Here is a 19,671-nt window from a genome sequence, read left to right as displayed (position 1 = left end):
CTGAAGATATAGGGGAAATTTACAATTGTTAAATCAATCTTTATTCAATATAATACACATAAATATTTTAACAAGTCAAACGTATGAGAACAAATCTGATCGTATTCTTTTTTCTGTTGGCAACCGGCTCTCTTTTTGCCCAGTGGCAGCCGGCGGGAGATAAAATTAAAACCCGGTGGGCATCACAAATTGATGTAAATAACGTGTTGGCCGACTATCCAAGACCTATTATGGAGCGTGGCGAATGGCAAAATCTTAATGGATTGTGGAATTATGCCATCCTGCCGGTGGGGAAACAAAAACCGGACAATTTCGACGGACAGATACTGGTGCCGTTTGCGGTAGAGTCAAGCCTCTCGGGAGTACAAAAACGGGTTGGCAGCGACAATGAGTTGTGGTACCAACGCGAGTTTACCGTGCCTTCCAAATGGAAAAACAATAAAGTACTCCTTCATTTTGGGGCAGTAGACTGGAAAGCAGATGTCTGGGTGAACGGTGTGAAAGTAGGACAGCATACGGGTGGTTATACTCCTTTCTCTTTTGATATTACTCCTGCCTTGGCAAGCGGTAACAACACGCTGGTAGTGAAAGTGTGGGACTCGACGGATCAGGGATACCAACCCCGCGGAAAGCAGGTGAACAGGCCTGAAGGTATCTGGTATACCCCGGTGACCGGGATCTGGCAGACGGTATGGTTGGAGCCGGTGCCCGAAACATATATCGAAAATATCAAAATTACCCCTGATATCGATAAAAACATACTGGCTGTTCAGGCTAGTGCGAATGTGGCTACTTCCGGGGCAAAAGTAGAAGTGAAAGTAAAAGAAGGTGCCCGTGTAGTGGCTACCGGACAGTCTATTAACAACCTGCCGGTAGAAATAGCAATGCCTGAAAATGTAAAACTTTGGTCGCCGGATAATCCGCACCTTTATGATCTGGAAATTACTCTTTGGGATGGTAATAAGCAGTTAGATAAGGTGGAAAGCTATGCAGCTATGCGTAAATATTCCACGAAGCGTGATGATAAAGGAATCGTACGCTTGCAGTTAAACAATAAGGACCTTTTCCAGTTCGGACCCCTCGATCAGGGATGGTGGCCTGATGGACTATACACTGCACCCACCGATGAGGCATTGGAATATGATATAGTGAAAACCAAAGAACTCGGATTCAATATGATCCGTAAACATGTGAAGGTGGAGCCGGCTCGCTGGTACACCCATTGTGATCGTCACGGGATCATTGTTTGGCAGGATATGCCCAATGGCGACAGGGGGCCTGAATGGCAAATGCGGAAATATTTTGACGGTGTGGAAAGAGTTCGTTCTGCGGAATCGGAGGCTAATTTCCGCAAGGAGTGGAAAGAGATCATGGATTACCTTTATTCCTATCCATCGATAGGGGTTTGGGTGCCTTTCAACGAAGCATGGGGACAATTTAAAACCGTAGAGATTGTCAACTGGACAAAGCAGTATGATCCTTCCCGCTTAGTGAATCCGGCCAGTGGCGGTAATCATTATCCCGTGGGAGATATACTTGACCTGCATCAATACCCCGCTCCCCAACTCTATCTGTATGATGCACAGCGTGCTACTGTACTGGGTGAATACGGCGGAATCGGATGGGCTAACAAAGAACATCTCTGGGAACCGGATCGTAACTGGGGCTATGTACAGTTCAACAGTGCCAAAGAGGTGACCGATGAGTATGTCAAATATGCTGAGCAACTGAAACAACTGATCCGCCAAGGATTCTCTGCCGCTGTTTATACCCAGACTACCGATGTCGAAGTCGAAGTAAACGGATTATTGACCTATGACAGGAAGCTGGTGAAAGTAGAGGAGGAGAGAGTAAGAAAAGTGAATCAGGAAATATGCAATATATTAGGCAATTGATTTTATTTCCTTTTCTATTTTTTTCTTTTCTTGCTTGCCAGAGCGGAAATAAACAAAATAGTCAGGATTATTTCATTGAATGGGACGAAAGCACCCTGATCTGCATTGCAGATCAGGGTGGCTATCCCCGTATGCGGAGATTAAAAGATAACTCTCTTATAACGGTATACGAGAATAGAAAAGGAGATCTGATGCTGAAAAGAAGTGCTGACGAAGGCATTACCTGGAGTGATCCTGTAATGGCATACGAAGGATTTAACTATACGGATGAAAAAACAGGTGAGAGTACAAAAGTAAATATTGCCAATCCTGAAATAATCCGGCTTGCCAACGGAGATATACTTCTCGCTTGTAATCTGCGTCCGCAGAAAGAGGGGATTTACCCTTTTTCTATCGCACTAAAGAAAAGTACTGATGATGGAGCAACATGGACGGAACCGAATATTCTTTACCGGGCCGGCGCCTATTTCAGGGACGGATGCTGGGAACCTTCTTTCCTGATATTGCCCGACGGGATGTTGCACCTTTATTTCGCCAATGAATCTCCTTATCGCGATTCCGACGAACAGGAGATCTCTATGATTTATTCCGTCGATAACGGCGCTTCCTGGTCGGAAGAACATACCACCGTCTGTTTCCGGAAAGGGAAAAGGGACGGAATGCCGGTCGCGGTGCATGACGGTAACAAGATATATGTTGCCATTGAAGATAACCTGTCGCAGCAATTTAAACCGTATCTGGTGCAGAGTTCAATTGAACAAGCGTGGGTAAACCCTGTTCTGGAAAATTCACCTTACCGTTATTCGGCATTGAAATATCCTCTGGCCGGGGAGGTCTATGCCGGGGCGCCTTACCTGATTCGTACCGATAAAAATCTCTTTCTGCTTTCGTACCAGACTACGGAAAACAGGACTTCCGACTGGGAATTATCTACTATGGAGGTTGTGGTGAGTGATCGTCCCTCTGATTTCGGAAATCCGTCACAGCCTTTTGATGTACCATTGTCTAAAGAAGCCAAATGGAATGCGCTCTATGATTTGGGGAATAATACTGTCGCTGCTTTAGCCTCTACAAATTTTAGTTCCGATAAGATCGGTATATGGATGATCAAAGGAAAAATTATTAAAAGATAAAAAAAGTTTATATCGAATAAGATCAGATGGGTGATTATTACTGTCTTATTCATTAATCAATTAATATAATCTACAGGATGATTCATATAGTAAAACTTTTTTTTCTGCTTACCCTGTTTTCTTCATGTAAAAGCAGTGAAACGGCAGTGAATGGGCCCGGTAATAATGAGGGCTCCTATAAAAATCCCGTAATTAATTACAGTCTTCCCGATCCCACCCTTATCCGGGCGGATGACGGTTATTTTTATCTCTTCGCGACCGAAGATATCAGAAATATGCCTATTCACCGTTCTGAGAATCTGGTGGACTGGGAATTAACCGGTAGGGCATTTACCGATGCAACCCGGCCTACGTTCGAACCCAAAGGCGGACTGTGGGCTCCCGACATCAATTTGATCGGCGGAAAATATGTACTGTACTATTCCATGTCGGTCTGGGGTGGGGAATGGACATGTGGTATCGGTGTTGCCAGCGCCGATAAACCCGAAGGGCCGTTTACCGATCATGGTAAACTTTTCCGCAGCAACGAAATCAACGTGCAAAATTCCATTGACCCGTTCTATATCGAAGAAGAAGGAAAAAAATACCTGTTCTGGGGTAGTTTCCGCGGCATTTATGCCGTTGAACTGTCGGATGACGGCCTTTCCTTAAAACCGGGGGCTGAAAAACAACAGGTAGCGGGAACAGCTTATGAAGGAGTATATATACACAAACGGAACGGTTATTATTACATGTTTGCCTCTATCGGATCCTGCTGTGAAGGATTGAACAGTACCTATACTACTGTGGTAGGCCGCTCAGATAATCTTTTTGGCCCTTACCTTGACAAGGAGGGCAGGTCAATGATGGATAACCGTCATGAGAGGGTAATTCAGAAAAATCAAAAATTTGTGGGTACAGGGCATAATTCGGAGATTGTGCAGGACTCAAAAGGACAGGATTGGATCTTTTATCATGCTGTATCCGTAGATAACCCCAAAGGACGGGTACTGGTTATGGATCAGGTACGATGGGAGAATGACTGGCCTTATATTGAAGGGGGCAGCCCGTCCCTGGAGGCCTCAAAACCCATATTTTAAAAATAACAGAGTTTCCATCGAATGAGATCTTGGTATTTGATGATCTACTATCTTATTCAATTAATTCATATCAAGTAAATTAATCGTATGCAAATCAAAAAAATCACCTTATACTGTATTGTTACTTTGGGTATACTGAGCAGCAAACAATTATCTGCTCAGATACCGGATAGGAATTTTGATACTTCAATAGCGTTGAAAATACCGGGAAACAAGGCTGTAAACTATCCCTTGAAAGAATTAGGGGGAGAACATCCGGCTCAATTGAAAGCGGATAAGGATATCCCGGTTGTCATTACACGGACAATGAAAGAGAATAGGGTAGAAGTTGTTATATCTGCCAAAGAGGATATTTATTTTAACTTCAAGCAGCGGATCAACACTGCTTATTCTCATAGCGATTGCCAATTCTACATGCCTGGTTTTTGGTACCGTCGTAATCTGCGTTCACCCGAAGAAGCCCCTTCTTTTCATACATCCGATAGCTGGACGGTGCGTGAAGACCGGTTAAGTGTGCCGATGATCGCTGTTTTCAATGAAAAAACAGGGGAGTATCTGTCGGTTATGCGTATGGATGATTTTAAGGATGAGGCGCTTACAACCCACAAAGATGGGGAAGTGATTGTTTCCGGTAAAACATCTATCGGCTACACCGGATTTGAAAATGTGGACAACAGTGCAACCATCTCTTTTGGGTTTCCCTATTATGAAACACCGAAAACGTATATTCGGAAACTTACGCTGGCACCGTCGGTAGAAGCATTTCAATTTCTTGAAAAAGGAGAATCGATCAAATTAACATGGCTCTTACAATCGGGAAGAGCGTCTGATTTCTCCGGACTCATTCGTCAATTATGGGAATACAGTTATGATATCTGGCGCCCAAAACCTGTGGATACGCCATTTAGTGATGATTTTGTGAAAGAAACACTTACCGGATTTTTCACCCAGAGTTTTGTGAGCGATCATCCCCTGAAATTTAATTCAGGAGAAGGAATGGTGGTAGCTACCTGTGAGAGTCTCGGACGTACCGAGGTGGGCTTCGTCGGCAGAGTCCTGCTCAACGCTTTCAACGCGTTGGAATATGGGCGGCAGAATAATCGTTCCGAATTGGTGTCCAACAGTTATGCCGTTTTCGATAGTTACCTGAATCATGGTTTCACACCCAACGGCCTTTTCCGTGAATTTGTGAATTTCGATAATAATTCCGAAACCGGTGTATTCAGTATCCGTCGCCAATCCGAGGGGCTATATGCTATGTTTCATTTCCTTCAATATGAAAAAAATAACGGCAGAAAACATCCGGAATGGGAGGGTAGATTACAAACTTTATTAGAAAAAATCTTATTTTTGCAAAATGCGGACGGAAGTTTTCCGCGTAAGTTTCAAGATGATCTTGCCATTGAGGACGGGAGTGGTGGTAGTACGCCTTCGGTAACGTTACCATTGGTCATGGCTTATCAATATTTTAACGACAAAAAATACCTGGATGCCGCTAAAAGGACCGCTGATTATCTGGAGAACGAAATAATTTCGAAAGCCGACTATTTCTCGTCCACGCTGGATGCCAATTGCGAAGATAAGGAGGCGTCTTTATACGCTGCAACGGCAATGTATTATCTGGCATTGATCTCCAAAGGTGATGAACAACAACGCTACTCCGATTTGTGTCTTAAGGCGTCTTACTTTGCCCTTTCATGGTATTATATGTGGGATGTGCCGTTTGCGCAAGGGCAGATGATCGGCGATATCGGTTTGAAAACCAGAGGATGGGGGAATGTTTCGGTAGAAAATAATCATATCGATGTGTTTATCTTCGAATTTGGCTCTGTACTGAACTGGCTTTCTAAAAGATACGATGAGCCTCGGTTTCAGGATTTTGTGAAAGTCATCTCTTCCTCCATGCGCCAGCTGTTGCCGTTTGACAGCCATATGTGCGGTATTGCTAAAACGGGATATTATCCTGAAGTGGTGCAACATACCAATTGGGATTACGGCAGGAATGGAAAAGGTTTTTATAACGATATTTTTGCTCCGGGGTGGACGGTTGCATCCCTGTGGGAATTGCTTTCTCCCGGTAGGACCGAATCTTTTTTATCGGAATAGAATTATAGGTAGATAAAAAAAATCATGTAAATTTGTGAAAAAATGACAGATCCGGAAAAATCTATTCAATATAAATTAGAAAAATGATGAGACTTAATCAATTGATCCTGCTGCTGGCAATCATTGCCGTGGCTGGATGTACCAACAAGCAAAAAGAGTCTCCCGTGGAGCAAACGACTCTCTCGGGATTGAAGAAGAGTGATTTTCAGACAGTGGTAAACGGTGACTCGGTTGACCTTTATGTACTGAAGAATACGAACGGGATAGAAGTTACCGTAACCAACTACGGCGGACGGATTGTCTCGGTGATGGTCCCCGACAGGGATGGTAAATTACAGGATGTGGTACTCGGCTTTGATAACATAGAGGACTATGTCAATATCAACAACAATTTCGGAGCCACTATCGGGCGTTACGGCAACCGGATTGCCCACGGAAAGATCACGGTGGACGGGGTGGAATATCAATTGCCCCAGAACAATTTCGGACATACGCTACACGGCGGACCGGAAGGATTCGACCGGAAGGTTTTTGATGCCGTTCAGCCGAACGACCAATCGGTGGTACTTACCTATCTGTCGAAAGACGGAGAAGCCGGATTTCCCGGTAACCTGAGTGTGAAGGTGACGATGACATTGACAGATGATAATGCCATCGATCTGCAGTATGAAGCCGAAACGGACAAGGAGACGGTGGTCAACCTGACCAATCACTCCTATTTCAACCTGTCGGGAGACGCGAATAACACCATTCTCAATGACCTGCTGACGATCAACGCGGATCAGTACACGCCGGTGGACGATACATTTATGACGACAGGAAAAATTGAAAAAGTGGAAGGTACACCAATGGATTTCAGAACGCCTACCGCCGTGGGAGCGCGAATTGACCAGTATGATTTCGATCAGCTGAAAAACGGCGATGGCTACGACCATAACTGGGTACTGAATACAAACGGTGATATTTCGCAGGTGGCCGCTACGGTTTATTCACCCGCTACCGGCATTCAACTGGAAGTGTATACCATTGAACCGGGTGTACAGGTCTATACCGGAAATTTCCTCGATGGAACGGTAACCGGTAAGTATGGAGCTGTTTACGGAAAGCGGAATGCTATCTGTCTGGAAACGCAGAAATATCCCGATTCGCCTAACAAACCCGACTGGCCTTCTCCCTATCTGAATCCGGGTGAGAAATACACGAGCCGCTGCATCTATAAATTCACGGTGCAACAGTAACAATTATTGACAAAAGATCGATTTCGGGCTACTGTCATTATATAGTAGCCCGAAATTTTTGTTTGTCTTTTTTCCTTAGTTGATGGTGATCCCTGCCCCGAAATTTTTCTTATAATACTTGCACCATTGGCTGAGCCTGCAGATCTCGCATTTGGGTTTTCGTGCCACACAGATATATCGTCATCCTGGTAAGACGTTGTCTCTTATCTGGCTTGTTTTAGGTTTTTAAATATAAAAACCTCATTGTTTAATGTATTAGCTTCAGTTCATTATTTATGGTATTAGCCGTTCGTTTAAGGGCATTGATCATATTTACTTTTTCCGAAGCTCCAAAACGTATGTCGGGCAGGTAGATGCCTAAACTTGCATATATTTTGTTGTTTATATATATAGGGGTTGCAAGCCCTATCACATGATTGTTATGAGAGAATGCAAACTGGTCCTTTCTTATATCATTTAAAAGTTTAACTAAATCCAATTTTGTTTCTACTTCTGGCCATTCCTCTTTCGATGGTAATCCGACTCGTTGAAAAAAATCTTCAAATTCTTTTGGTGAATAATGAGCTAATATAACACGTCCAGTAGTGGCCTTGTAGACAGATGATTCACTGGATGTTTTAACTTGGACTTCATGGTTGCAGTTTATCTCTTTCAATAATACCCGTTTATCATTCTGTATTTTGGACAAAATGATTGTTTCGTTAATTTCGTTCATAAGTATTTCCAGCGGTAATTTTGATACATTGATCAATCTTGTGTCATATGGATTTGAGTTTGCTAGTTGGTGAGCCATATAACCTAACCTGTAGTTTCCCTTGAATTTCACTTGCTCAACGTAATCTCTGTTGACCAACGTTTTCAATATATTGGCGCAGGTGGAATGGTTTAAATGCAATGTATCAGCAATTTCGGATAGACTAACATCGCTCTTGGTGTTCTCTGCCAACAGTTCAAGAATATTCAGTGCTCTATGTATTACTTGTATCATATGGTTTTGATTTTTATAATGCAAAATTAATGCAAAATTTAATCAGTCTTACTGTTTTCTTCAATATGTTTTATTAAAAATATTTATGCTTGATTTTTACGTTTTACATTTAATTGTCCAAAATTCAAATTGCAATTGTTATCGTAAGGATACAGAACCTGTTGCTTAGCTTTTTATCTACCTTGAAGATGATGTTAAGACCTTAAGGAAAATAGAGGTTAGTACATGATGCATTGTCCAATAAAGGGAGACCGCCGATTTACTGCTTTAGTTTATTTATTGATAATAAGCTAATGATAATCTTATTTGTGTAGGATATATGTAAAAATAATTCTATTATATATTATTAACTTAAAATATTTGCTAAATTGAAAATTAATAATGTAATTTTGTAATAATAAATTACAATTCAATATTAATTAAATGAAGGCACTTTTAGTAGATGTTAGACCGTGTTGTTGAATCAATACAATCCTATTAGAGAGCACAGGAGCTTATATGTGATAAGAGCGATTAAATATGTAATAGTGATAGCCTCTTTCTAAATATTAAAATAATTACAGTTAAAGCAAGATTCTATGAAAAATTATTTTCAAAATGCTGTTATAATCTTACTCAGCATGTTCGTTTTTATTACATGTGAAAACAAAAACGAAGAAATTGCCGGATCAATATACGATCCGGAAAAGCCCATAAAATTGACCACCTTCTATCCCGATTCTGGAAAGTATCAGGAAAAGGTATTGTTGACAGGGGAGAACTTCGGTTCTGATCCGGATATTATTAGGGTGTACTTCAATTCAAAACGAGCACCGGTTATCGGTTCTACCGGTAAACGTATGTATGTGACGGCACCACGTCTGCCCGGTGATACTTGTACTATTTCAGTGGTAATTGGCTCTGATTCTATTACCTACGAAAACAAATTTTTCCGGTATAAATCATCCGTTACTGTAACGACGGTAGCAGGCAACGGAACACTTGATTACCACGATGGTGATCTGACTTCTGCAACGTTAAAGCCTTATTGGATTTGCATGGACGACGATGGTAATTTGTTTGTCGCTCATCGGGCTTTTGTGAGTGGCGGGGGAGATCATCTGGCGCGGATTAATGAAGAAACGAATGAAATGGTTACAATACAACGAAATATTGTATGTGGTGTGCTCGCTGCTAATTTGAATACCGGTATGGTCTTGTTTTCCTCAGAAAATGCCATTGGTCAGTATGTAACGCTTGACCCAAGAAATTTCTGGGCGCCCAAATTTTATACGGCAAGATGGATAAATTCTGCGGAAACACCCACTAATCCCTACAATCCTGCGTCAACATCAAATCCTTCCGATGATCATATTTACACTCATTTTTTCAATACAGGGGTAATGAAAATTAATCCGCAGAATTGGGAGGCAGAGCTTATTTATCCTTTAAGTGGTGCAGTAAATGGAATAACTTTCAGGGCAAATGAACCAAATATTCTATACATCATGATGCGTGCTACATCTACTTATTCGCCTAACACCCTTTTCACCATCGATGTTACCGATCCGGATAACACGTTTCAAAAACTGAACACTATATCCGCTGCCGGTCATCGCGATGGTGCCATAGAACAGGCTCAGTTTTATGATGTTAGAATGATGATATCCGATGATGATGGGAATATTTACATGGCAGACAGTGGTAATCATTGTATCCGTCGTCTGACCCCTGAGAATATGGTGGAAACAGTGTTGGGAATACCCGGTACGTCGGGATGGAAAGACGGAGGAAAAGAAGAGGCCCTTTTTAATACACCTACGGGAATAGCGGTGAATCGAGATGGGACAGTATATGTGGCAGACCATGAAAACTGTAGAGTAAGAAAGTTGTCGATTAATTAAACTTCAATGAAAAACATAAAATCAGGTAAATATATGAAACGAAAAATATGGGTAACGGTCTTTTTAATTATCCTGTGCTTTGGTCTGTCAGCACAGGAAAGAACATTCACGATTGCCGGTACGGTGTATGATGAGACAGGCGATGCACTACCGGGTGCAACTATATATTTAAGGGATCAGATTAGCGTGGGAACCACTTCCGGCAGCGATGGGAAATTTAGTATAAATGTTTCGCGTGGCGATGTCATAGTATTTACTTTCATTGGTTATACAAAAATTGAATACTTGGCTTTGGAGGAGAAAAAAGATTTGGAGATACGTTTCGATGAGACAGCTACTGAACTGGACGAAGTGGTAGTCACATCTTTTGGTGCCACTCAACGGAAAATTTCATCTCTGGCAGCAGTGTCTTCCGTGGAAGTAGAACAATTGCAGGTACCTACAACCTCAGTAACCAACCTGTTGGGAGGCCGTCTGCCGGGAGTAATTTCAACGCTTAGTAGTGGTGAACCCGGTAAAAATATTTCTGAATTCTGGATACGAGGTATAGGTACTTTTGGGGCCAGTAGCAGTGCTCTGGTATTGATTGACGGTTTGGAAGGCGATCTGAATTCCCTCGATCCGGCTGATATAGAGAGTTTTTCTGTATTAAAAGACGCTTCTGCAACAGCAGTATACGGAGTCCGTGGTGCTAACGGGGTAGTTCTGATAACAACAAAACGCGGGCAAGCAGATAGGCTTAATATCACAGCACGCCTCAATTATACAATGTCGCATTTGAACCGCCTACCCGAGTACCTCCGTGCATCTGATTATGCAAACTTAGTGAATGAGGCTTTAGAAGTGCGTGGAGAAGATCCGCTATATAGTAAGGTGGTACTTGACATCATTAGTGATGGTACCGATCCCGACATTTACCCAGATGTGAGTTGGCAAGATGAAACTCTCAATCCCGTCTCTTTCAGGCAATCATATTACGTGAGCGCGCGGGGGGGAGCAAAAGTTGCAAAATACTTCCTTAGTTTAGGTGGAAGTAGCGAAACTGCTGCTTATAAATATGACAATACGAGTGCTTATGGCTCTAACGTGGGTTACAATACATATACCTATCGGGCCAATATAGATCTTGAACTGTCCCCTTCCACCATTCTTTATTTTGGAACAGACGGGTTTCTGTCTATCAACAATCAACCGGGAGTAGCGAGTACCGACTATATCTGGCAGGCACAATCGCAAATAAATCCTCTCACCTTACCTGTTATGTATTCAAACGGGCAGTATCCTGCAGTAGGTACCGATGCGATGACGTCTCCTTCAGTGATGATAAACAACATGGGGCGTCGTACGGATCAAAAATTTGATGGCAAGTTCACTTTGGCACTTAATCAGAATCTATCAATGTTGCTTGAAGGGTTGAAATTCAGGGCCCAGGGCGCTTATGATATTGTCAGTTGGTTCAATGAAAACCGTTCCATCCAACCGGAATTGTACCAAGCCATCGGGCGTGATAGCCAGGGTCGACTGATTACGGTTTTAAGAGTTCCTTCGAGACCGGCTGGTTATGATAAAACGACCGACTTAAGCCGTAAATATCATTTTGAAAGCACGTTGAGCTACGAAAAACTATTTGGAGAAAGTCATCGTGTGTCCGGGCTGGTATATTATTACATGAGTGATTTTAAACGTACAAGTGACGGTACCACTAACCTGAACTCAATCCCGATCCGCTACCAGGGATTATCAAGCAGGTTAACTTATGGATATCGTGATATCTATATGGTAGATTTTAACTTCGGTTACACCGGTTCGGAAAACTTTCAGCCCGGGCGTCAGTTTGGATTTTTCCCTTCCATAGCGTTGGGTTGGGTGCCTACTGAATACAAATGGGTGAAGGAAATGATGCCATGGCTTAATTTTTTTAAGGTTAGGGGCTCGTACGGGTCGGTGGGCAACGACCGGCTCACCTCGCGGCGTTTTCCTTACCTGACACTGGTGACTACCGGCAACGTGAGCGTGTGGGGGTCCACTTCCGTGGAAGGTGTAAACGAATCAGTCATCGGTGCGGATAACCTAGAATGGGAAAAAGCAGTGAAGGCCAATATAGGTGTTGAAGGCCGTTTATTGAATAACCGACTATCATTCGTCGTGGACGTTTTTCAGGACCGACGGGATGGCATTTTCCAGCAACGTGTACAAGTTCCGACATATGTTGGGTTGGTAACAATGCCTTTCGGTAATGTCGGGAAGATGACGAGCTACGGAACGGACGGGAACATTGAGTATTCGCGTGATTTAAGTAAAGATATGAAGATTACTATGAGAGGCAACTTTACCTACTCGCGTAATAATGTACGCAACTGGGAGGAAGCGAATCCAAAGTACCCTTACCAGGAAATATCCGGATATCCATATGGAGTGATACGGGGTTATATTTCCGAGGGACTGTTTAAAGACCAACACGACATTGATACCAGTCCGATACAAACTTTTGGAACCGTGATGCCCGGGGATATTAAATACCGTGATGTGAATGGAGATGGGATGATCGACGCCGATGACAGGGTGCCTCTTTCATATAGCACCTACCCCCTGCTGATGTATGGTTTCGGAGGCGAATTAAAATATAAAGACATTACTTTAGGAGTCCTCTTTAAAGGAACCGGTAAGACCGATTTCTTTCACGTGGGACAATCAGTGACACACGGAGGTAACACCTATAATAATGGCATGGGGTATGTGCCTTTCCATGGATCCAACTCAGGAAATGTTTTATCGATAGTAAATGATCCGAAAAATCGCTGGATACCGAAAGAATATGCAATTAATAATGGCATTGACCCGGCTTTGGCAGAAAATCCCGATACTCGTTTTCCCAGGCTTTATTACGGATACAATAACAATAACTCGCAATTGTCCGATTTTTGGAAGGGTGATTCCCGTTACCTGAGATTACAGGAGGTTACACTAAATTATAATTTCAAACATCGGATGTTACAGGCTATTAACGTTTCATCGATCGATCTTCAATTGGTGGGGAATAATCTATATGTGTGGGATAAAGTGAAGTTATTCGATCCTGAACAAGCACACTACAATGGTAGAGTCTATCCCATTCCAACCACTTATGCTATCCAGATTTATATCAACATGTAACATTTAATAATTAAATATATGACATTAAATATGAATTACACGAACAAAAAGGCCAATTATACCGGAAGATTCAAATCATTGCTTGTCGGAAATTTATTCTTTATATTTACTTTTACAACCGTTTTAACCTCATGTAATTATCTTAGCGTGGATAATTATTTTACCGACGAGTTGAAGCTGGATTCTGTTTTCGCGTCGAAGCGGTATATAGAAGCGTACATGTGGCAAACGGCCAGTATGTTTCCTAATGAAGCAAATTTATATCGAAGCGGTTACACACCTGGTCCTTTAGCTACTGACGAAGCGTTTACATTAGCTACTGCAAGTGGGTATCATGGGCTTGATTTTGTCTTAGGTTCAATTTCTGAAAATAATTTAGGAACCTTCTCTGACTGGTATTCTACATATTATAAAATCATCCGCAAGTGCAATACCATTCTGAATCGAATAGACGAAGCGAAAGATATGACCACGATCGACCGGTTTTCGATTATCGGGAATACACGTTTTACCAGGGCATATGCTTATTGCCGGCTGCTGCTCGATTGGGGCCCTCCGATTCTATTGGGGGATGAGGTGATCAACTCCAATGAAGAGTTATCATATTATGATCGTCCTCGTGGAACATATGATGAAACGGTGGATTATATTTGTAGCGAGTTGGAAGAGATATCTGATTGGTTACCGGAAAGCTTGCCGCTGATGGAATTTGGACGGCCCACCAAGGGGGCTGCCTGCGGATTGATAGCAAAGTTAAGACTTCTTCATGCCAGTCCTTTGTTCAATGGTGGAAATGCAGCTCGCACTTACTTTGGTACTTGGAAACGCTCCGTGGATAATGAGGCCTACGTATCGCAAAACTCTGACGAAGCCCGTTGGGCCTTAGCGGCCGCCGCCGCGAAGAGAGTGATGGACATGGGACTCTACCGGCTGCATACGATCGATGCTAATTCGTTAACACCTGAACTCCCAACAGGAGTGATCTCAGACCCTGACTATTACAAGAGTTGGGATGAGGGGGGCGCTGCCGGGATTGATCATTTTCATTCCTACGCCGATATGTTCACCGGAGAGTCGGTCATTGCCGCCAACCCTGAATATGTTTGGGCGCGTAATGTAACAGCAAGTAATCTGGATTTCAGTTTGGTATTTCCTGTATCGAACGGGGGATTTAACACGCTTGCCATAACCCAAAAAGTGATTGACGCCTACTCGATGATCGATGGACGGGACATTTATAATTCCAGTGTTGAATACCCCTATTCAGAAACTGGTTTTACCACGAGTGTGAACACTTTTTCGGGCTACCGTCTTAACGCTGACGTGTATAATATGTATGTTAATCGTGAAATGCGGTTCTATGCCTCTATAGGCTTCAGCGAGTGTTATTGGCCTATGTCTTCGTCCACCCAGGTGGGAAATTATAATCAAACCATAACATATTATTACGATTCACCCAATGGTAAAACCGGAAACGAGACGGGACGAATGGTTCCGGTAACCGGGTACGTGTTAAAGAAGTTTATCCATCCGAGTGATGCCTTGCAAGGCACGAACGCGAGGACGATGAGCAAGGCCTTTGCAATGATCCGCTATGCCGACGTGCTACTTTGGTATGCAGAATCGCTCAATAACCTCACTACAAGTCATATTGTTGAATTGGGAGGACAAACTTATATTTTAGAACGCGATGCCGACGAAATTAAGAGGGCTTTCAATCAGGTACGGCATCGATCCGGGATGCCGGGATTGTCCGACAGTGAATTAGCAGATGCTTTTAAGGTGCAGGAACTACTTGAACAAGAACGAATGATAGAGTTTGTAGGAGAAAACCAACGCTATTATGATGTTCGTCGTTGGGGAATCTATGAGAAAACTGAAAACGAAACGATCATAGGGATGAATATCGAGAGTCCCAGGGACGGTTTTTACAGGAGAGTGGTACCCAATACATCACGAATAGGGGAACGTATGGTCAATAAACGGATGGTGTTCTTGCCGTTACCGTTAAGCGAAGTACGAAGATTACCTTCTCTCGATCAAAACCCGGGTTGGAGAGACTAGCTAAACTAAAGTTAATAATCAAGAAATAAAAATATGAAAAATATTAATAATATCCTTGTTGTTTTAATCATTTTACTAATGGGTATGCTGTCATGCGATAACGATGAGATATTCGAAATGGAGCAGTATAAAAATGTATTTGCATTGATCAGTGAGACAGATAACATTTACTCGAAGTTTTATGATTTAAGGGAACCGGAATCAGTAGGTTATTTGTCGGCCTCATGCGGGGGTACTAATCCGACAAAAAAAGACATTAATATCTCTTTAGTAGAAGATCCCTTGCTTATCGAGGCTTATAATAAAACCAATTTCGATGTGGAATACAATAAGTATGCTCATGCTTTGTCTAAAAGCAGATACGATATTGATTCGTATCATCTCAGGATACCGGCAGGAGAAATCAAATCTTCATTACCTATCCGAATTAGACCCGAGGGACTTTCCCCTGATTCTACCTACTTCATTCCGCTGAGAATCGATTTACATGATAGCTATGAAGCCAATCCTGAAAAAAGCTACGTGCTTTTTGAAATTCGTATAAAGAACTTCTATGCTAAAGCCAATGGAACTACATATAACCTGGTAGGAAAAGAGCAGGAAAGGTCTATTTTCGGAACAAAGATCATGCATCCGCTCGGTGGAAATAAGGTGCGTATAATGGCCGGGACAGAAGCTTATTTAGCAGATATTGAGGTGCATAAAAAATATGCTTTAGTCTTGGAGATAAGTGAAGAAGGTAAGGTGCATATTATTCCCTATGGTGATATACAAGTAAATCAGATAGATGATGATCCTGAATATCCAAATATTTTTAAAGTAAATTATGATGGGTATCGGTATTACAAAACGTTCCTGCTCCGCTACGATTTCACAATAGGTGATAACACTTACCGGATGAGCGAGGAATTGCGGCTTCAGTTCGACCCTGAAAATGAGGATGAACAGTAATCAATTAAAAGTTAACTACTCAGAATAAAAGATTTTAATATGAAACGAGCATGATAATTATTTTCACTAAAGTTAGACTTTTTCTCGCTATGGTATAGTCCAAGCAAGCTTATCCTCTACTCATTTAGCTTAACGAAAAAGTTCACACAAGAAGATGGTTAAAGCGAGTTCCATAGGATACCTTTGAAAATAAATATTTTAATCATATGAATAAAATAGTAAAAACTGTTGCATATTTGTTTCTGATCGGCTGCTTTTCGGGGTGCGATCCCTATGAGCGCACTGCAGTGGAACAATCTATTTACGTGAATCATCAATCGTTGAACATGCTCGTGGGTGATCAGATGCAGTTAACGGCCAGTCCTACTGAAGTAATCTACAATTGGGTTAGCGAAGACCCCACGGTAGCCACAGTAAACTCTTCCGGTTTGGTAGAAGCGATGGGAGAGGGTTCTACTAATATTATCGCTTATTATAGTGACATCCAGATAAAGGTTCCGGTAGCGGTAAGTCAGAGAATACGGTTGGAAAACATAGAATTTGCTGAATCGGCAATAGAATTAGCAATAGGCGGTAAATCAACACTTGCAGCATTGCCGGTCCCCGGTAATGCCAATGACTTTAGCCGGTTCTTTTGGTCGTCAGACAATGAGAATGTTGTTGTGGTGGATTTAATGGGACAAATTACAGCTGTTTCACCCGGTGTAGCTAATATTACCGTTAAAGGTGGTGAAATCAGTAGGACAATTGAGGTAAAAGTATTTAGAAATATGAATGTCGCTTTGCAAAAACCCGTGAGGGTCAGTAGTGTTTACGCTGCCCAGTATGTCGGGGAAAATGCAGTTGATGGTATTCTGAATACCTCTGATAGTAGTAACAGATGGCTTTGTCAATCAACGAATAGTGGGCCTCAATGGATAGAGGTAGACCTGGGCGCTGAATATGAAATACACTCACTTGAATTTTGGGTACAATCAGGTTATCCAAGCATTGATTTTCAGTTCCAGAAAGAGGTAAATGGTGAGTGGGAGGATATTTTTTCTCAAATCGGTAATGCCAATGCTGTTTATTCCAGAACTTTTGAGGCGACGATGGCAAATAAAGTACGGCTCTACTTCACCAAAGGGAGCCTTGACGGCATTGTCAGGATGTATGAAATGCGGGTAAACGCAAAAGTGTATGAATAATATAAAAACGATCGGCTAAATATGCAAAAAGGTGTCGTTAATGTTAAAAAGCAGAAAGTGAATAGAAGACTAATTCCATACAAATGGGAATTAATCATAATACTTTGGGTTGCCTATTTCCTGAATCAGGGCGACCGACAGATATTTAATGTGGTAATACCCTTGATTAAGGCTGATTTCATGCTTGATGATGTACAAATCGGGCTAGTTGCCACACTGTTTACTCTCGCTTACGGGATCTTGGTTCCGGTAGCAGGATTTGCAGGTGATTTGTTCCGTCGTAAATGGATTATCTTTTTCAGCTTACTGGTATTTAGTATCGGTACTTTATTTACAGGTTTTTCCGGTGGTATTGTTTTATTGATCGTGTTTCGCAGTATTACAACCGGTGGAGGGGAGGCTTTTTATTATCCGGCAGCTACTTCGTTAATAGGGCAATTTCACAAAAAAACGAGGGCAATGGCGATGTCCATTCATCAGACGTCCTTATACGTCGGGATTGTCGCAAGTGGTTTTATCGCGGGGTATATCGGTGAAAATTACGGTTGGCGTATGGCGTTTTTATCGTTCGGATTGGTGGGTATATTGTGGGCTTTCGTTGTATTCTGGCGAGTCAAGGATACGCCAATGCCAAAAGACGAATTGAATGAAAACGAGGAGAAACCTTCTTTTACCGAGATTATTAAAGCGGTTTTCTCCCGGAAAACTGTCTATTTCCTTAGTCTGGCATTCGGGTGTATGTGCTTTGTCAATGTCGGTTACCTTACATGGATGCCCACTTATCTTCATGAAGGGTTCAATATGTCGTTATCTGCTGCCGGTTTACACTCTACTTTGTACCATTTTCTTTTTGCATTTTTCGGGGTAATGCTTGGTGCCCGTATTTCAGACCGGTTGGCGCTCAAACGGAAACAGATACGCATGGAAATAGAGATCATCGGCTTATTGCTCGGCGCCCCCTTTATTTACTGGATAGGTCTGGCCGATAGTAAACTTTGGTGTTACGTGGCTATGGGTTTGTTTGGGGTATTCAGGGGTATATATGACTCCAACCTGTTTGCAGCTCTGTTCGACGTAATTGAGCCTCGTTACCGGGCTTCATCAATGGGTATTATGCTGGCGTTTGCATTTATTGTAGGTGCATTGGCCCCTGTTATTTTGGGTCAAATTAAAACCGTAGCTAACCTTGAAACTGGAATTATGCTTTTGGCCGGCTTTTATCTTTTGGGAGCGATACTTATTTTTATAGGATTGAAATTCTTCTTTAATAAGAACTATTATAATGAAAATTCGATAAACAATTAAACAATGAAAAATCTATTGAGCACATTATTTGTGATATTATTTTGTGCATTCTTACAAGCACAAACATCTTTTCCAAAAAGTGCAAAAGAAGACAGAGGGAAAATTATGAGTGAAGCCTATTGGAAAATATGGAATCCGGAGGTACAGAGACAAATCGACCGAGATATTGAAAAACACAGGAAAGCGGATGGTGAACTGACACTGACGGATATCGCTCCGGGTACAGAAGTGAAGATAGAACAAATCTCGCATGATTTTATATTCGGAGCTCATATTTTCAACTATAACCAGTTAGGGAAAACAGAGTATAACGACCGATATAAAGAATTATACGGCACACTCTTCAATTCGGCTACGGTTGCATTTTATTGGAAAACGTTTGAAATGCAACCTAATCGTCCGCGTTACAAGGAAGAGTATTGGGATACAGAATCGTATTGGAACAACATAGCGGAACCGAAAAAAGAGCCACATTGGCGGCGTCCGGCATCGGATCCCGTTATAGAATTCTGCGAGAAGAAAGGTATACGTATCCATGGACATCCGATTATCTGGGGAAACCGAAAATGGCATAATCCGAACTGGATCATACAAAACTGTATGATTCCTGAAGAAAAGGCGAAAATGGATGAGCTGATCGTGGAGTATGGAGATTTGGATAATTATCTGGATAGTGAAAAATATGCAGA

The 19,671-nt window shown here is 42.1% G+C and carries 14 protein-coding genes; 12 read left to right on the top strand and 2 right to left on the bottom strand.

The window, feature by feature from the left end; translation table 11 throughout:
* Window positions 1-83 precede the first annotated feature (83 nt).
* The 5 genes from Q0502_RS04295 to Q0502_RS04275 all read left to right on the top strand — a co-directional run bounded on the left by Q0502_RS04295 (window position 84) and on the right by Q0502_RS04275 (window position 7,451).
* A complete protein-coding gene (locus Q0502_RS04295) occupies window positions 84-1,895 on the top strand; it encodes a sugar-binding domain-containing protein (protein ID WP_298647564.1) in 1,812 nt (603 codons plus the stop codon).
* A gap of 191 nt (window positions 1,896-2,086) precedes the next feature.
* Complete coding sequence (locus Q0502_RS04290) at window positions 2,087-3,028, top strand: sialidase family protein (protein WP_298647561.1); 942 nt, start codon at window positions 2,087-2,089, stop codon at window positions 3,026-3,028.
* Window positions 3,029-3,114: 86 nt separating this feature from the next.
* Window positions 3,115-4,107: a family 43 glycosylhydrolase gene (locus tag Q0502_RS04285; protein WP_298647599.1), complete on the top strand. Its 993-nt coding sequence runs from the start codon at window positions 3,115-3,117 to the stop codon at window positions 4,105-4,107.
* Between the two features lie 87 nt (window positions 4,108-4,194).
* On the top strand, window positions 4,195-6,213 hold the full coding sequence (locus Q0502_RS04280; protein ID WP_298647558.1) for a hypothetical protein: 2,019 nt from the start codon (window positions 4,195-4,197) through the stop codon (window positions 6,211-6,213).
* An 83-nt stretch (window positions 6,214-6,296) separates the two neighbouring features.
* On the top strand, window positions 6,297-7,451 hold the full coding sequence (locus Q0502_RS04275; protein WP_298647556.1) for an aldose epimerase family protein: 1,155 nt from the start codon (window positions 6,297-6,299) through the stop codon (window positions 7,449-7,451).
* 75 nt (window positions 7,452-7,526) lie between these two features.
* Here Q0502_RS04275 and Q0502_RS04270 read toward each other — a convergent pair whose 3' ends face one another.
* Together Q0502_RS04270 and Q0502_RS04265 are read right to left on the bottom strand one after the other, a co-directional pair.
* Window positions 7,527-7,625 (bottom strand): hypothetical protein, encoded by a 99-nt coding sequence (locus Q0502_RS04270; RefSeq protein WP_298647598.1) that lies wholly within the window; start codon window positions 7,623-7,625, stop codon window positions 7,527-7,529.
* Between the two features lie 73 nt (window positions 7,626-7,698).
* The gene (locus Q0502_RS04265; protein WP_298647553.1) at window positions 7,699-8,439 is read right to left on the bottom strand and encodes a helix-turn-helix domain-containing protein; all 741 of its coding nucleotides are present in this window, start codon (window positions 8,437-8,439) and stop codon (window positions 7,699-7,701) included.
* A 578-nt stretch (window positions 8,440-9,017) separates the two neighbouring features.
* Here Q0502_RS04265 and Q0502_RS04260 point away from each other — a divergent pair.
* The 7 genes from Q0502_RS04260 to Q0502_RS04230 form a co-directional block, all read left to right on the top strand.
* Window positions 9,018-10,322 carry an IPT/TIG domain-containing protein gene (locus tag Q0502_RS04260; RefSeq protein ID WP_298647550.1) on the top strand — a complete coding sequence of 435 codons (1,305 nt, stop codon included), beginning with the start codon at window positions 9,018-9,020 and terminating at the stop codon, window positions 10,320-10,322.
* 33 nt (window positions 10,323-10,355) lie between these two features.
* Window positions 10,356-13,475, top strand: coding sequence for a TonB-dependent receptor (locus tag Q0502_RS04255; protein WP_298647547.1), 3,120 nt, complete (start codon window positions 10,356-10,358; stop codon window positions 13,473-13,475).
* 18 nt (window positions 13,476-13,493) lie between these two features.
* Window positions 13,494-15,539 carry a RagB/SusD family nutrient uptake outer membrane protein gene (locus Q0502_RS04250; RefSeq protein WP_298647544.1) on the top strand — a complete coding sequence of 682 codons (2,046 nt, stop codon included), beginning with the start codon at window positions 13,494-13,496 and terminating at the stop codon, window positions 15,537-15,539.
* 33 nt (window positions 15,540-15,572) lie between these two features.
* The gene (locus Q0502_RS04245; protein ID WP_298647542.1) at window positions 15,573-16,490 is read left to right on the top strand and encodes a DUF1735 domain-containing protein; all 918 of its coding nucleotides are present in this window, start codon (window positions 15,573-15,575) and stop codon (window positions 16,488-16,490) included.
* A 206-nt stretch (window positions 16,491-16,696) separates the two neighbouring features.
* On the top strand, window positions 16,697-17,677 hold the full coding sequence (locus tag Q0502_RS04240) for an Ig-like domain-containing protein (protein WP_298647539.1): 981 nt from the start codon (window positions 16,697-16,699) through the stop codon (window positions 17,675-17,677).
* A gap of 57 nt (window positions 17,678-17,734) precedes the next feature.
* On the top strand, window positions 17,735-18,982 hold the full coding sequence (locus Q0502_RS04235) for an MFS transporter (RefSeq protein WP_298647536.1): 1,248 nt from the start codon (window positions 17,735-17,737) through the stop codon (window positions 18,980-18,982).
* A gap of 105 nt (window positions 18,983-19,087) precedes the next feature.
* The coding region (locus Q0502_RS04230; protein ID WP_298647533.1) for an endo-1,4-beta-xylanase at window positions 19,088-19,671 on the top strand (584 nt) is incomplete at its 3' end.

This window comes from uncultured Proteiniphilum sp. (assembly GCF_937873925.1).
Taxonomy (GTDB): domain Bacteria; phylum Bacteroidota; class Bacteroidia; order Bacteroidales; family Dysgonomonadaceae; genus Proteiniphilum.
The sequence above is the reverse complement of the archived record's forward strand: the minus strand, read 5'-3'. Positions and strand labels throughout refer to the sequence as shown.